At 54.6% G+C, this 13,692-nt stretch carries 17 protein-coding genes, 1 pseudogene, 1 riboswitch and 1 other annotated feature; of the genes and pseudogenes, 16 read left to right on the top strand and 2 right to left on the bottom strand.

The genetic code is table 11. The features are described from left to right. Positions 1-23 precede the first annotated feature (23 nt). The 4 genes from rplT to B1A75_RS10475 all read left to right on the top strand — a co-directional run bounded on the left by rplT (position 24) and on the right by B1A75_RS10475 (position 2,372). Entirely contained in the window at positions 24-383 is a 360-nt protein-coding gene (gene rplT, locus B1A75_RS10490) for a 50S ribosomal protein L20 (RefSeq protein WP_011887944.1), read from the top strand. A gap of 57 nt (positions 384-440) precedes the next feature. After that, a complete protein-coding gene (locus tag B1A75_RS10485; protein ID WP_074044329.1) occupies positions 441-692 on the top strand; it encodes a DUF1294 domain-containing protein in 252 nt (83 codons plus the stop codon). Positions 693-707: 15 nt separating this feature from the next. Next, the gene (locus tag B1A75_RS10480; protein WP_074044328.1) at positions 708-1,193 is read left to right on the top strand and encodes a dUTP diphosphatase; all 486 of its coding nucleotides are present in this window, start codon (positions 708-710) and stop codon (positions 1,191-1,193) included. Between the two features lie 93 nt (positions 1,194-1,286). Then, positions 1,287-2,372, top strand: a complete 1,086-nt coding sequence (locus tag B1A75_RS10475; RefSeq protein ID WP_074044327.1) for a M42 family metallopeptidase — start codon at positions 1,287-1,289, stop codon at positions 2,370-2,372. 31 nt (positions 2,373-2,403) lie between these two features. Here the strand turns inward: B1A75_RS10475 and sspI are convergent, their stop codons facing one another. Next, on the bottom strand, positions 2,404-2,613 hold the full coding sequence (gene sspI, locus B1A75_RS10470; protein ID WP_074044326.1) for a small acid-soluble spore protein SspI: 210 nt from the start codon (positions 2,611-2,613) through the stop codon (positions 2,404-2,406). 140 nt (positions 2,614-2,753) lie between these two features. Between sspI and B1A75_RS10465 the strand changes: the two genes are divergently transcribed. The 6 genes from B1A75_RS10465 (at position 2,754) to pheT (ending at position 9,263) form a co-directional block, all read left to right on the top strand. Further along, a complete protein-coding gene (locus B1A75_RS10465; RefSeq protein WP_074044325.1) occupies positions 2,754-3,497 on the top strand; it encodes an HI0074 family nucleotidyltransferase substrate-binding subunit in 744 nt (247 codons plus the stop codon). A gap of 133 nt (positions 3,498-3,630) precedes the next feature. Then, positions 3,631-4,155: a peptide-methionine (S)-S-oxide reductase MsrA gene (gene msrA / locus B1A75_RS10460; protein ID WP_074044324.1), complete on the top strand. Its 525-nt coding sequence runs from the start codon at positions 3,631-3,633 to the stop codon at positions 4,153-4,155. Then, entirely contained in the window at positions 4,152-4,907 is a 756-nt protein-coding gene (locus B1A75_RS10455) for a TrmH family RNA methyltransferase (RefSeq protein WP_074044323.1), read from the top strand. The genes msrA and B1A75_RS10455 overlap by 4 nt, the downstream gene beginning before the upstream one ends. A gap of 40 nt (positions 4,908-4,947) precedes the next feature. Beyond that, positions 4,948-5,403, top strand: coding sequence for a hypothetical protein (locus B1A75_RS10450; RefSeq protein WP_079936169.1), 456 nt, complete (start codon positions 4,948-4,950; stop codon positions 5,401-5,403). 53 nt (positions 5,404-5,456) lie between these two features. Next, positions 5,457-5,692, top strand: a binding site (T-box leader). Positions 5,693-5,792: 100 nt separating this feature from the next. After that, on the top strand, positions 5,793-6,827 hold the full coding sequence (gene pheS, locus B1A75_RS10445; protein ID WP_074042837.1) for a phenylalanine--tRNA ligase subunit alpha: 1,035 nt from the start codon (positions 5,793-5,795) through the stop codon (positions 6,825-6,827). Positions 6,828-6,848: 21 nt separating this feature from the next. Next, a complete protein-coding gene (gene pheT, locus B1A75_RS10440; RefSeq protein WP_074042836.1) occupies positions 6,849-9,263 on the top strand; it encodes a phenylalanine--tRNA ligase subunit beta in 2,415 nt (804 codons plus the stop codon). Between the two features lie 312 nt (positions 9,264-9,575). Here the strand turns inward: pheT and B1A75_RS10435 are convergent, their stop codons facing one another. Continuing rightward, entirely contained in the window at positions 9,576-10,499 is a 924-nt protein-coding gene (locus B1A75_RS10435; RefSeq protein WP_079936168.1) for a helix-turn-helix transcriptional regulator, read from the bottom strand. A gap of 141 nt (positions 10,500-10,640) precedes the next feature. Between B1A75_RS10435 and modA the strand changes: the two genes are divergently transcribed. The 6 genes and pseudogenes from modA to B1A75_RS10410 form a co-directional block, all read left to right on the top strand. After that, positions 10,641-11,432, top strand: a complete 792-nt coding sequence (gene modA / locus B1A75_RS10430) for a molybdate ABC transporter substrate-binding protein (RefSeq protein WP_079936167.1) — start codon at positions 10,641-10,643, stop codon at positions 11,430-11,432. A gap of 48 nt (positions 11,433-11,480) precedes the next feature. After that, positions 11,481-11,543: riboswitch (Fluoride riboswitch) on the top strand. Between the two features lie 52 nt (positions 11,544-11,595). Next, the gene (locus B1A75_RS10425; RefSeq protein ID WP_079936166.1) at positions 11,596-11,985 is read left to right on the top strand and encodes a fluoride efflux transporter FluC; all 390 of its coding nucleotides are present in this window, start codon (positions 11,596-11,598) and stop codon (positions 11,983-11,985) included. After that, positions 11,985-12,335: a fluoride efflux transporter CrcB gene (gene crcB, locus B1A75_RS10420; RefSeq protein ID WP_079936165.1), complete on the top strand. Its 351-nt coding sequence runs from the start codon at positions 11,985-11,987 to the stop codon at positions 12,333-12,335. The genes B1A75_RS10425 and crcB overlap by 1 nt, the downstream gene beginning before the upstream one ends. An 83-nt stretch (positions 12,336-12,418) precedes the next feature. Continuing rightward, positions 12,419-12,592: a contact-dependent growth inhibition system immunity protein gene (locus B1A75_RS19905; RefSeq protein ID WP_161489610.1), complete on the top strand. Its 174-nt coding sequence runs from the start codon at positions 12,419-12,421 to the stop codon at positions 12,590-12,592. A gap of 86 nt (positions 12,593-12,678) precedes the next feature. Beyond that, a pseudogene (locus B1A75_RS10415) lies at positions 12,679-13,239 on the top strand (RNA-guided endonuclease TnpB family protein); the annotation flags it as partial. 56 nt (positions 13,240-13,295) lie between these two features. Then, positions 13,296-13,692 (top strand): NAD(P)-dependent oxidoreductase (locus B1A75_RS10410; RefSeq protein WP_176202405.1); only part of this gene is annotated, 397 nt, incomplete at its 3' end.

The following is a 13,692-nucleotide window of genomic DNA, read 5'->3' as shown; positions in this document are numbered from 1 at the left end:
ACCGACTATAGGAGGGAACGATTATGCCACGCGTAAAAGGTGGACCAGTGACGCGCAGACGTCGCAAAAAAGTGTTAAAACTCGCAAAAGGCTATTTCGGCGCGAAACACGCATTATATAGAGTCGCGAACCAACAAGTGATGAAATCGCTCATGTATGCGTATCGCGACCGCCGTCAACGGAAGCGCGACTTCCGCAAACTGTGGATCGCCCGCATCAACGCGGCGGCCCGCCAAAACGGCTTGTCCTACAGCCGTTTGATGCACGGCTTGAAGCTGGCCGGCGTGGAAGTGAACCGGAAAATGCTCGCCGACTTGGCGGTGAACGATCAAGCCGCGTTCGCCCAACTCGCCGACTTGGCGAAAGCGAATTTGAATAAATAACAACGATGGCCATCCTTGATCAGGGTGGCCATTTTCTTATCAAGGAAAGGGATCGATATGGTACAATACGGGATAGTGATCAATCTTCTCGCTTTTTTCGTGATGGGGGTCGACAAATACAAGGCGAAGCGCCGCCGCTTTCGCACCGCCGAGCGGACGCTTTGGCTGCTGGCGTGGTTGGGCGGAGCTCTGGGGGCAATGGCAGGCATGTACATATTTCACCATAAAACGCGCCATCGGGCTTTTCGCTATGGCTTGCCGCTGTTGGCAGCGGCGGAGCTGTTTCTCTATTGGCGATGGATGAGGTAGAAAGGGGAGGAGAGAATGAATTGGCCTTTGCTTTACGATATGCAGCGCACGTTGGATCGGCGCATTGAAACGGAGCATGGCTTGATGGAAGAAGATTTGTTTGCGCGCAAGCAGCTCGCCTTTCTTGTTGAATTAGGCGAACTCGCGAATGAGACGCGCTGTTTTAAATTTTGGAGCATCAAACCGCCCGCGCCAGCCGAGCGGGTGCTTGAGGAATATGTCGACGGCTTGCATTTTTTATTGTCGCTCGGGCTGGAGTGCGGCTTGTTTTATGAAGAAAACGAAGCTCCGTCGGCGGGACGGCCGCTTGTCGAGCAGTTTCTTGCCGTGTTTCGCGCCGCCGAGCGGTTCGGGGAGACGAGAGCGCGAGCGGAATATGATGCGCTGTTTACGGAGTATTGGCGGCTTGGCGCGGCGCTCGGTTTTTCTTCTGACGACATCGAGGCGGCGTATCGGCGGAAAAATGAAGTGAACCACAAGCGGCAAAACGAGCGCTACTGATCTTTTTTTCGGGTGGCGAATGATTCATTTTGCCAATCGTCAGCCTTTTCAAGTATAATAAAAAAGTGGACAAAACCGGAAAGGGGTGCCAAGATGGCGAAGTTGGACGAAACGTTGACGATGCTGAAAGCGCTGACCGATGCGAAAGGCGTCCCGGGCAATGAGCGGGAAGCGCGCGACGTGATGAAGACATACATAGCTCCGTATGCGGATGAAGTGACAACGGATGGCCTCGGCAGCTTGATCGCCAAAAAAGAAGGGAAATCGGGCGGGCCGAAAGTGATGATCGCCGGCCATTTGGATGAAGTCGGCTTTATGGTGACGCAAATCGACGACAAAGGATTCATCCGCTTCCAAACGCTTGGCGGATGGTGGAGCCAAGTGATGCTCGCCCAGCGCGTGACGATCGTGACGAAAAAAGGCGACATCACCGGCGTCATCGGTTCGAAGCCGCCGCACATTCTGCCGCCGGAGGCGCGCAAAAAACCGGTGGAAATCAAAGATATGTTCATCGACATCGGCGCGACAAGCCGCGAGGAAGCGATGGAGTGGGGCGTCCGCCCGGGCGATATGATCGTGCCGTATTTTGAATTTACGGTATTGAACAATGAAAAAATGCTGCTCGCGAAAGCATGGGACAATCGGATCGGCTGTGCGGTCGCCATCGATGTGCTCAAGCAGCTGAAAGGCGTCGACCATCCAAACACGGTATACGGCGTCGGCACGGTGCAGGAAGAAGTCGGCTTGCGCGGCGCGCGCACGGCCGCCCAGTTCATTCAGCCAGATATCGCGTTTGCTGTTGACGTCGGCATTGCCGGCGATACGCCGGGCGTTTCGGAAAAAGAAGCGATGGGCAAACTCGGCGCCGGCCCGCACATCGTCTTGTACGACGCAACGATGGTGTCGCACCGCGGCTTGCGCGAATTTGTCATCGAAGTGGCGGAAGAGCTGAACATTCCGTACCATTTTGACGCCATGCCAGGCGGCGGTACGGACGCGGGAGCGATTCACTTAACCGGCATCGGCGTTCCATCGCTCACGATTGCCATCCCGACGCGCTACATCCACTCGCACGCCGCCATTTTGCACCGCGACGACTACGAAAACACGGTCAAGCTGCTTGTTGAGGTGATCAAACGGCTTGACGCCGACAAAGTGAAACAACTGACGTTTGACTAATGAAAGCACCGGCCGATTCGGCCGGTGTTCGTCATTGTTTAACCGCCTGCTCGAGTGTCGTGAGCATCATGTCTTTTTGCTGCTCATTGGCATGCGTCCAAATGGCTTCAAAGAGGACGCCGAGGCCGGGCAAATATTTTTCCTCGCCCCGTTGGATCGCGTCTTCGATCGTATGTTCCAGCTGGTCTTTCGAGTTGTTGGCGACGTTGTGCATAATGGCTTTCCGCAAGTTCAAATCCATCTGTCTCACCTCGTTGGCCGTATTGTACACCGTTATCGTTTGCCAATGGCGGCGGATTTATGCATCGGCGGTCGAAGCCGTTGCGCTTGCCAGACTATGGTATAATGAAGGCAAAGATCTTGGAAACGAGGGAAGAGAGGATGGCGGCTCAAACGAGATATGGATTAGAGCGAGCGGTGTTTCGCCAGCTGATTCATCTGTTTCAGCGTTACGCCGATGCCATTGAAGAAGTGATTTTGTTTGGTTCAAGGGCGAGAGGCGATGATAAGAAAACGTCGGATATTGATATAGCCATCAAATTTAGAAAATCAAAAGATTTGTTGCACCGTCTGCAATCGGATTTGGATGAATTGCCCATCATTTATCGGATCGATCTTATTGATTATGATGAGATCGGCAACGAGCGGTTAAAAACAGCGATTGACAAGGAAGGGAAAACGATTTTCCAAACGAATGAGCGTGGGAAGGTGATGGTCACAATGAGCCGGCTGATGGATCGATTTTACGATTTCGAACGGGCGCTCGCCAAACTCCGGCAAAGTGCCGCAAGAGACGCGCAAACGGATGACCTTGTTGTCGATGCGACCATTCAACGATTTGAATTCACGTACGAACTGGCGTGGAAATGGATGAAACTTTATTTGGAGTATCAAGGATACTCCGAAGTGACGAGCCCAAGAAAAACGATTCGCGAGGCGTTTCGGGAAGGGTTGATTCAAGACGGAGAGACATGGCTTCGCATGCTGGAAGACCGCAACCGGACGTCCCATACGTATGATGAAGAAACTGCGATGGACATTTATGAACGCATTCGCACACACTATATCCCGCTGTTTGACCGCTTGCTTGACGAAATGAAGCAACGGCTTGACTCATCGACATGAGCGGCTGATGGGCAGACGACAAGAGATGGCGATTAGCCGTATGGGGAAAGCAGTCACGGCTTGGTCTTGGGCGTGAGGCTCACATTTTTGCTATAATCAAATGAAGAAACTTGACGCATGAGGTGACGACACAATGGAAAAAGCGACATTCGCCGGCGGCTGCTTTTGGTGCATGGTGACGCCGTTTGAGGAGCTCGATGGCATTTACGGCATCGTCTCCGGCTATACAGGGGGACATGTGGAAAATCCGACATACGAGCAAGTGAAAACCGGCACGACCGGCCACTACGAAGCGGTGCAAATCACCTTCGACCCGGACGTCTTTTCGTATGAGCGGCTCTTGGAGTTGTATTGGTGCCAAATCGATCCGACCGATGACGGCGGCCAGTTTCACGACCGCGGGCCGCAATACCGGACGGCGATTTTTTACCATAACGAAAAACAGCGCCAGCTCGCCGAGCAGTCAAAGCGGGCGTTAGAAGAAAGCGGGCGCTTCTCGAAGCCGATTGTGACGAAAATTTTGCCGGCGACGACGTTTTACCCGGCTGAGGAGTATCATCAAAACTATCATAAGAAAAATCCGGAGCATTACAAACAAGACCGCGCCGCGTCCGGGCGCGATGAGTTTATCGCCAAACATTGGGGGACGAAACGGTGAAGCGGATCGAATCGCCGAAAAATGCGCGCGTCAAACAATGGAAAAAGCTGCTGACAAAAAAAGGGCGCGACGAGACCGGATTGTTTTTGCTTGAAGGGTTTCATCTTGTCGAAGAGGCCATAAAAAGCAACGCGCCCCTTGTCGAGCTGATTGTCGAAGAGCAAACGGCCGTCCCGCCCGGCTGGAACGTCACTGACGTCCCGGTTGTGATTGTGACTGAAACGGTGATGAAAGCGATCAGCAGCACGGAGACGCCGCAGGGCATCGCCGCGGTGTGCCGGCAGCTGTCGACCGAGCTGAGGGGCGTGAAGACCGCCTTGCTTATTGACGCCGTGCAAGATCCGGGCAATCTCGGCGCAATGATCCGCACCGCCGATGCCGCTGGGATCGATGCCGTCATCCTCGGCGAGGGATGCGCCGACTTGTACAATCCGAAAGTTGTGCGGGCGACGCAAGGGTCGCTGTTTCACCTTCCGGTTGTCAAAGGCGATCTGGCACAATGGATCGCGCGTTTCAAGGAGCAGGGCATTCCGGTGTACGGCACCGCCTTGGAGAACGCCGTCGATTACCGCACCGTTCCACAATCGTCTTCGTTCGCCTTGCTCGTCGGCAATGAAGGAAGCGGCGTCCGGCGCGAGCTGCTCGAGATGACGACGGAAAATATCTATATCCCCATCTACGGCCAAGCCGAGTCGCTGAACGTCGCCGTTGCGGCCGGAATTTTGCTTTATTCCTTGCAGGCGGTGCGGTAAAATAGAATCGAAAATCAATCGGACAAGGGGGCGGAGACGGATGGATGGCGAACTGCGGGCGTTATTGAACGCTGTGCTTGAGCGTCTTGATGTTCAAGGGGCCTACATCGAACAAATGCGCATGGATATCGTCAAGCTGCAAGGAAGCGTGAAACAACTCGAAGACAAAGTCGATCGCATCCAAAGTGATGTTGAGGCGATGAAAAAAGACATGGATGCGATGAAAAAAGACATGGATGCGATGAAAAAAGACATGGATGCGATGAAAAAAGACATGGATGCGATGAAAAAAGACATGGATGCGATGAAAAAAGACATGGATGCGATGAAAAAAGACATGGACGCCATGAAAAAGGACATGTTGGGGGTCAAAAAAGATGTTGCGGCGCTCAAGGAAGGGCAAGTGCGGCAGGAAAAAATTATGGAGCGCCTTGCTATCCGCTCGATTGAACAGGAAGCGGAAATCGATGAGCTGCGCAAAGAAATTTCGGCCTGACCTTGCCTTTGCCCGCTCATTTGCGTATAATGATAGCGACATTTCCCATACGGACAACAACGATGACGGAGAAAAGTAGCTTGCCGCTCGCCATCCAGGGAGAAAACGCCATAGACTGGGAGCGTTTTTATGGCCGACGCAAGTGAAGTTCACCTCCTGAGTTGACACCGGGACCATCCCAAGGAGGGATGTAAAGGTGTTCCGGCTTTCGGCCGTTATCGCAATGAAGTGAACAGCACGCTTATGCTGTTAACAAGGGTGGTACCGCGAGCAACAACTCGTCCCTTACCGGGGCGGGTTTTTTTTATCATCCTAAACCGAGAAGACCCCCCACTTCTACGCGTGAGCGTAAGTGGGAGAGCGTTCAATTGAAATGAGGAGGGATTGATGTGAAAGAACGGCTGTACGAGTTGAAACGCCAGGCGCTCGAACAAATCGGCCAAGCCCGCGACTTAAAAGCGCTCAACGACGTGCGCGTCGCCTATTTAGGCAAAAAAGGGCCGATCACCGAAGTGCTGCGCGGCATGGGGGCGCTGCCGCCGGAAGAGCGCCCGAAAATTGGGGCGCTTGCCAATGAAGTAAGAGAGGCGATCCAACAGGCGCTGGAAGCGAAACAAGCGAAACTTGAGCAAGAGGAAGTGGAGCGGAAGCTGGCCGCCGAGGCGATTGATGTGACGCTGCCGGGCCGGCCTGTGAAACTGGGCAACCCGCATCCGCTGACGCGTGTCATTGAAGAAATTGAAGACTTGTTTATCGGCATGGGCTATACGGTCGCCGAAGGGCCGGAAGTTGAGACCGACTATTACAACTTTGAGGCGCTCAACTTGCCGAAAGGCCATCCGGCCCGCGATATGCAAGATTCGTTTTATATCACCGAAGAGATTTTGCTTCGCACTCATACGTCGCCGATGCAGGCGCGGACGATGGAAAAGCACCGCGGGCGCGGCCCAGTGAAAATCATTTGCCCGGGCAAAGTGTATCGCCGCGACACCGACGATGCGACCCATTCGCACCAGTTTACACAAATTGAAGGATTGGTTGTTGACCGGAACATCCGGATGAGCGATTTGAAAGGGACGCTGCGCGAATTTGCCCGCAAGCTGTTCGGGGAAGGGCGCGACATCCGCTTCCGGCCGAGCTTTTTCCCGTTCACGGAACCATCGGTCGAAGTCGATGTGTCCTGCTTCCGCTGCGAAGGGCAGGGCTGTGGCGTCTGCAAAGGCACCGGTTGGATCGAAATTTTAGGCGCCGGCATGGTGCACCCGAATGTGCTCGAGATGGCCGGCTTTGATTCGAAAACATACACCGGCTTCGCGTTCGGCATGGGGCCGGAGCGGATCGCGATGCTGAAGTACGGCATTGATGACATCCGCCATTTCTATCAAAACGATCTACGTTTCTTGCGGCAATTTTTGCGTGTGTAACAGAAAAAGGAGGAGTTGGGAATGCTCGTTTCTTACCGTTGGCTAGGGGAATACGTCGATTTGACGGGCATAACGGCCAAAGAGCTCGCGGAGTTGATTACGAAAAGCGGCATTGAAGTCGAGCGGGTCGAGGCGCTTGACCGGGGAATGAAAGGAGTCGTCATCGGCCATGTGCTCGAGTGCGAGCCGCACCCGAACGCGGATAAACTGCGGAAATGCCTTGTCGACTTGGGAGAGGACGAACCCGTGCAAATTATTTGCGGCGCCCCGAACGTCGCCAAAGGGCAAAAAGTCGCGGTCGCCAAAGTCGGGGCGGTGCTGCCGGGCAATTTCAAAATCAAACGGGCGAAGCTGCGCGGGGAAGAATCGAACGGCATGATTTGTTCGCTCCAAGAGCTTGGCGTCGAAACGAAAGTCGTGCCAAAAGAATATGCGGACGGCATTTTCGTCTTCCCGAGCGACGCGCCGGTCGGCGCCGATGCCATCGAGTGGCTCGGCTTGCACGACGAAGTGTTAGAGCTCGCCTTGACACCAAACCGCGCCGACTGCTTAAGCATGATCGGCGTCGCCTATGAAGTGGCCGCTATTCTCGGCCGCGATGTGAAACTGCCGGAGGCGGAGGTCAAGGAAAACAGCGAACATGTCTATGATTACATTTCCGTCCGCGTTGAGGCGCCGGAAGACAATCCGCTGTACGCCGGGCGGATTGTGAAGAACGTCCAGATCGGCCCGTCGCCTCTTTGGATGCAGACGCGCCTCATGTCAGCTGGCATCCGCCCGCACAACAACGTCGTTGACATCACCAACTACATTTTGCTTGAGTACGGCCAGCCGCTTCACGCGTTTGACTACGACCGCCTCGGTTCGAAGGAGATTGTCGTCCGCCGCGCAAAAGCGGGCGAAACGATCGTCACGCTTGATGATGTCGAGCGGAAGCTGACGGAAGAACATCTCGTCATCACCAACGGCCGCGAGCCGGTCGCCTTAGCCGGCGTGATGGGCGGGGCGAATTCGGAAGTGCGCGACGACACGACGACCGTGTTCATTGAAGCGGCGTACTTTACAAGCCCGGTCATCCGCCAAGCGGTGAAAGACCACGGGCTGCGCAGCGAGGCGAGCACCCGATTTGAAAAAGGAATCGATCCAGCGCGGACGAAAGAAGCGCTCGAGCGCGCCGCGGCGTTGATGGCCGAATACGCCGGCGGCGAGGTGGTCGGCGGCATCGTCGAAGCGAGTGTGTGGCGCCAAGAGCCAGTGGTGGTGACGGTCACGCTCGAACGCATCAATGGCGTTCTCGGCACGGCGATGACGAAAGAGGAAGTGGCCGCCATTTTAACCAACTTGCAATTCCCGTTTACGGAAGACAACGGAACGTTCACGATCCGTGTCCCGTCGCGCCGCCGCGACATTGCGATCGAAGAAGATATCATTGAAGAAGCCGCCCGTTTGTACGGCTACGACCGCCTGCCGGCGACCTTGCCGGTGGCCGAGGCGAAACCGGGCGGGCTCACGCCGTACCAGGCGAAGCGCCGCCGCGTCCGCCGCTATTTGGAAGGAGCGGGCTTGTTCCAAGCGATCACGTATTCGTTGACGAGCCCGGACAAAGCGACGCGCTTTGCGCTCGAGACGGCCGAACCGATCCGCTTGGCGCTGCCGATGAGCGAAGAGCGGAGCGTTCTTCGGCAAAGCTTGATTCCGCATCTGCTCGAAGCGGCGAGCTACAACCGCGCCCGCCAAGTCGAGAACGTCGCCTTGTACGAAATCGGCTCTGTCTACTTGTCCAAAGGAGAACACGTCCAGCCGGCGGAAAAAGAGCGGCTTGCCGGCGTTCTCACCGGCTTATGGCACGCCCATTTGTGGCAAGGCGAGAAAAAAGCGGCCGATTTTTACGTCGCGAAAGGCGTTCTTGATGGGTTGTTCGACTTGCTCGGGCTGTCCAAGCGCATCGCGTACCGCCCGGCGAAACGCGACGATTTGCATCCGGGACGGACGGCGGACATTGTGCTTGACGGCCGGGTCATCGGCTTTGTCGGCCAGCTCCATCCGGCCGTGCAAAAAGAGTACGATTTAAAAGAAACGTACGTCTTCGAGCTCGCCTTGGCCGAGCTGTTGAACGCCGAAAGCGAAGCGATCCGCTACGAGCCGATTCCGCGCTTCCCGTCCGTCGTGCGCGACATTGCGTTGGTCGTCGATGAAAACATCGAAGCCGGCGTCCTCGAGGAGGCGATCGCCGAAGCCGGGAAACCGCTTGTCAAAGACGTCTCCCTCTTTGACGTCTACAAAGGCGACCGCCTGCCGGACGGGAAAAAATCGCTCGCCTTCTCACTCCGCTACTACGATCCGGAGCGGACGCTCACGGACGAGGAAGTCGCCGCTGTCCATGAGCGGGTGCTCGCCGCGGTCGAGAAACAATTTGGCGCGGTGCTGCGCGGGTAAAACGAAAAGCTGTTCCAAAAAGCGACTCGCTTTTGGAACAGCTTCTTTTTTGGATGGGTGGCATAGAATCGGAGCAAGGAAATGGGATTCGGGAGGTTCCGCTGAATCATCGCCTGATGTCCAAAACATATAGATGCCATTTGAAGCTTTAACATTTGTCGCTTTTCCTAAGCATTGGATCGACTGCCAAGACGTGACGGAGGCAAGCCTGTGTCCTGCCTTCGACAGTCGAAAAATGGACAAGCGACTTTTCCGTCAAGGATATGGTAAACGTTTTCGTTGCATCTATACAGATGCGGCTGTGCTGCCCTGTCAGCCGCGTTCGGCGATGATTTGCCCGGTTTGCGACACATCGTATCCGCCAAGCGCTTCGAGTTCGGTGCGGAACGAATCGGAGCGAAGCACGTTCAAGACGGCGGCGATGAGCGGTTCGTTCTCCGGCGTCCGTAGCATGACGACATCATACTGCTCTTTCATCAGCGGAATGAACTCGACGCCGGCCATTCGCGCCACTTTTTCCGTGCCGATGCCGACATCAGCAAGGCCCGCCGCCACCGCTGAGGCGACGCTCAAATGGCTTGTCTCCTCGCGCTCATAGCCGTGAATAGCGGACGGCGACAGCCCATGCAGGCGCAGCTGTTCATCCAAGAGCACACGCGCCCCCGCTCCTTTTTCCCGGTTGACGATCGTGACGTCGCTCCTTCCTAAGTCGCTCCACGTTTGGATGCCGCGCGGATTGCCTTTTTGCACGTAAAACCCGATCGGCCTGCCCATCAAGTTCACCATGATGTACGCGTGCCCCGTCAACAGCTTTTCGACATACGGGCGGTTGTACTCGCCCGTTTGCCCGTCAAACAAATGCACGCTGACGATGTCACATTGCCCTTTGTATAGAGCGATCAATCCGTTGAGGCTGCTCGTATAGGTGCGAAGCGATTGATAAGGGCCGTCTTTTTCGAGATGGACGCCAAGCAAATCGAGAGCCATATCTTGACCGCTGATGATGATGGGGCGAAGAGCGGCTTCGGTCGGCCGTGAAACGGCGGGGGAAATGGTGCTTGCCTCCCCTTTTTGCCCAGCGATGTACCGCTTGAGATCATCCGCGGTGATCCGCATTTGCCGCCCGACGCGGAAGGCGGGTAGCTTCCCTTTTTTCACTAAATCGTACACCGTTAGTTTTGACACCTTTAATAAGGAAGCGATTTCTTCGATCGTGTATGACCGCGGTTCCGGCATCATGCAATCCTCCTTTCTTCCATTGTAGCGCAAAGACAGGGGTGTGAAAAAATTTTTTCTTTCACAACTATTTATCATTATTTATAATTAGATATAATTACATATAACAATGCTGTTTCAGTCAGATAAGGGGGAATGCGAATGCGAAAAATGGCATGGCTGACCGCAATCTTTTTATTGTTCGGCTTATATGGCTGCGATGCCGGCCAAAAAGAGGACGCTCATCAAACGAAACCGGCGGAGAACGCAGAGTTGACGGTTTCCGCCGCGGCCAGTCTGCAAGAAGCGTTGGAAGAAGCGAAAACGGCGTTTGAACGAAAGCACCCGAACATCCGCATCCAATACAATTTCGGCGCGTCGGGCGCCTTGCAAAAACAAATTTCCGAAGGGGCGCCGGTCGATCTCTTTTTCTCCGCGGCTGCCGAGCCGTTTGCGGAACTGAAAAAGGAAGGGCTGATCGATTCCAAATACGAAAAAACCGTGCTCGCCAACGAGCTGGTGCTCATCGTTCCGAAACAAGGAGAAGGGGCGATTCAGTCGCTCGATGACATCACCCGAGCCAAACGAGTGGCGACCGGCATCCCCGAGTCGGTGCCGGCCGGCATGTACGCCAAACAAACGTTGGAGAAGGCGGGGTTGTGGGAGCAGGTGAAAGCGAAGCTTGTTTACGCGAAAGACGTTCGTCAAGTGCTGACGTACGTGGAAACCGGCAACGTCGACGCCGGGTTTGTGTACCGGACGGACGCGCTCGTGTCGGACAAAGTCAAGATCGCCGCCGCCGTTCCGGATGGCATGCACGACCCGATCGTCTATCCGCTTGGTGTTGTCAAGACGAGCAAACATCTCAAGGAGGCGCGGGAGTTGTATGATTATTTGACGAGCGAACAGGCGCTCCAAATATTCGAACAACACGGGTTCCGACCAAGCCGTTGAATCTGCTTCCCATCGGGAGGGGATATATGGTAAAATAAAGGCGATGCCAATCGAATAGGCGATGGAGTTCGCCATAACCGCCGGCTTCCGGCTGATGACTCCTGCTGCGTGTAGAAGCGGCAGGAGTTTGTTTATTTTCGTTATTCAAAAGGGGGAATCATCATTGGTCTATTTCGCTGTCGGCGCAGCCGGCATGATCGGTGCGCTTGTCCGCTATGGGCTCGGTTTGGTTGTTCCCGCCGCCGCCGTCGGCGGCTTTCCGCTCGGGACGCTTTTCATCAACTGGACAGGCTCGTTTTTGCTCAGCTGGTTCACCGTGATGTTCACCCGCCGCCCCGCGTGGCCGCCATGGCTGAAAACAGCCGTAACGACCGGGTTCGTCGGTTCGTATACGACGTTTTCGACGCTTAGCGTTGAATGTGTGGAATTGATGGAACAAGGGCGCTTTGGCATGGCGGCCGTTTATATCGCTGCCAGCCTGTTTGGCGGGTTGCTCGCCTCATGGGCTGGATATGCCGCCGCTCAACCGGAACGGAAGGAAGGGATTGGATAATGTACGCACCGCTGTTTGTGGCGATCGGCGGTTTTTTCGGCGCCATGGCCCGCTATCTCGTCAGCCGCTGGGCGGCTCGGCGTTCGCCGCGTTTTCCGCTCGGGACGCTCATTGTCAACTTGCTTGGGTCCTTCTTGCTCGGCTGGCTCGCCGGAAGCGGCGCCGCCGATGCCGCAAAACTGCTTGTCGGCACCGGCTTTATGGGCGCGTTCACCACGTTTTCGACCTTAAAATGGGAAAGCGTGCAAATGATGCAGCAACGCCAATGGGCGAAGGTTATCGTTTATTTGGCGGCTACGTATTTGTGTGGCGTGTGGCTCGCGTGGCTTGGCTATCACGTGGGGCGGTGATGAGCAGCAATGAAAAACGGGCTCTATTTCTTATCGGGGAGAAAAGGTGATCGTTGCCCTTTGATCGAGAGGAGGAGGTCTAAATGGCAGGAATTGAAGAGAGATTCAAGACGTTGCGATACTTTGTCGATGGTTACTACAACCAATCGATAGATGATGATGAGTTTGATGATATGATTCGAGATTTTCGCGATCGTGAACCGGAAAGCTTAGTCAACGCATTACAGACCCGCGAGCGAGAAAGCCCACTCCTTTAGGGGTGGGATGAAAGCGAGCCGTTTTCTTAATATTGAATGATTATGAAAAAAATGGTATCCTGTAATCGCCACAAGGAGGTGAATCCATGCCCACGATCACACTAAGGCTGGAGCTGCACAAACCAACGAAAGTCAAACAAGACATGTATGAACGGATGACAGAAGTGAATACCGCGTTTGCGAATTGGCTGTTGAATCATCCCGAGCTGAATCAAGCGACGAGCAAAATTTTTAAAGAGTTTTCGTCGCAGCGGTTTCCTTCTGCTATCGTGAATCAAACGATTCGAGAAGTGAAGTCCCAAAAGAAAAACCAGAAAACAAAGAAGTTCCGAACATTATGGTGTTGCTTTAACAATCAAAACGTAAAGKTTGAAAAGAAAGGAGAGTTCTACAATGTTTCATGCCCCACACTGGAGAAGCGAATTGGCGTGCCGGTGGTCACGCGTCCCTATCAAGAAGCATGGCTGAATCGGCTGCTCGATGGAACCGTCAAACAAGGGGCAGCCAAGCTCTACAAAAAGATAAAGAAATGGTSCTTTTCTTTTGCGCTCACATTTGAAGCCCCACAATGTGGAGAAACCAAGGTAATTGGCGTTGCTTTGGGACTTCGTTATATCGCCGTTGCCAATGTTGGAACTTGTGCGTTGTCTGAACCAGAAATGTATTAGTGCGTTAACGACCCAAGAATCCCACGCCTTTAGGCGTGTGGAGTGTCAAACTMCAGGACAAAGGAGAGGGTAATCATGGCAAAGTCTACTATAACGGGGATGCAAAGGAACAATATTTGCAATGGCACACGGTCGCGATCCTCGGCTACGGCTCGCAAGGCCACGCCCATGCGCAAAACTTGCGCGACAGCGGTGTCCGCGTCATCGTTGGATTACGAAAAGGAMAATCATGGGAACAAGCGGAACAAGACGGCTTTTACGTATACTCGGTCCGCGAAGCGGCGAAGCAGGCTGATATCGTCATGGTGCTGCTGCCGGATGAAAAGCAGCCGGCCGTGTACAAAGAGGAAATCGAGCCGGAACTCGAGCCAGGCAATGCGCTTGTGTTTGCGCACGGCTTTAACATCCATTTCAGCCAAATTGTCCCGCCGA

Origin of the sequence: Geobacillus sp. LEMMY01, from assembly GCF_002042905.1 — a bacterium.
Taxonomy (GTDB): domain Bacteria; phylum Bacillota; class Bacilli; order Bacillales; family Anoxybacillaceae; genus Geobacillus; species Geobacillus proteiniphilus.
This window is presented reverse-complemented; position numbering and strand designations above follow the sequence as displayed.

Bases quoted from the DNA above. Each gene is read 5' to 3' on its own strand.
- B1A75_RS10450 (WP_079936169.1), top strand. From the start codon at position 4,948: ATGGATGGCGAACTGCGGGCGTTATTGAACGCTGTGCTTGAGCGTCTT.
- rplT (WP_011887944.1), top strand. From the start codon at position 24: ATGCCACGCGTAAAAGGTGGACCAGTGACGCGCAGACGTCGCAAAAAA.
- msrA (WP_074044324.1), top strand. From the start codon at position 3,631: ATGGAAAAAGCGACATTCGCCGGCGGCTGCTTTTGGTGCATGGTGACG.
- B1A75_RS19905 (WP_161489610.1), top strand. From the start codon at position 12,419: ATGGCAGGAATTGAAGAGAGATTCAAGACGTTGCGATACTTTGTCGAT.
- crcB (WP_079936165.1), top strand. From the start codon at position 11,985: ATGTACGCACCGCTGTTTGTGGCGATCGGCGGTTTTTTCGGCGCCATG.
- modA (WP_079936167.1), top strand. From the start codon at position 10,641: ATGCGAAAAATGGCATGGCTGACCGCAATCTTTTTATTGTTCGGCTTA.
- B1A75_RS10485 (WP_074044329.1), top strand. From the start codon at position 441: ATGGTACAATACGGGATAGTGATCAATCTTCTCGCTTTTTTCGTGATG.
- B1A75_RS10435 (WP_079936168.1), bottom strand. From the start codon at position 10,499: ATGCCGGAACCGCGGTCATACACGATCGAAGAAATCGCTTCCTTATTA.
- B1A75_RS10475 (WP_074044327.1), top strand. From the start codon at position 1,287: ATGGCGAAGTTGGACGAAACGTTGACGATGCTGAAAGCGCTGACCGAT.
- sspI (WP_074044326.1), bottom strand. From the start codon at position 2,613: ATGGATTTGAACTTGCGGAAAGCCATTATGCACAACGTCGCCAACAAC.
- B1A75_RS10465 (WP_074044325.1), top strand. From the start codon at position 2,754: ATGGCGGCTCAAACGAGATATGGATTAGAGCGAGCGGTGTTTCGCCAG.
- pheT (WP_074042836.1), top strand. From the start codon at position 6,849: ATGCTCGTTTCTTACCGTTGGCTAGGGGAATACGTCGATTTGACGGGC.
- B1A75_RS10480 (WP_074044328.1), top strand. From the start codon at position 708: ATGAATTGGCCTTTGCTTTACGATATGCAGCGCACGTTGGATCGGCGC.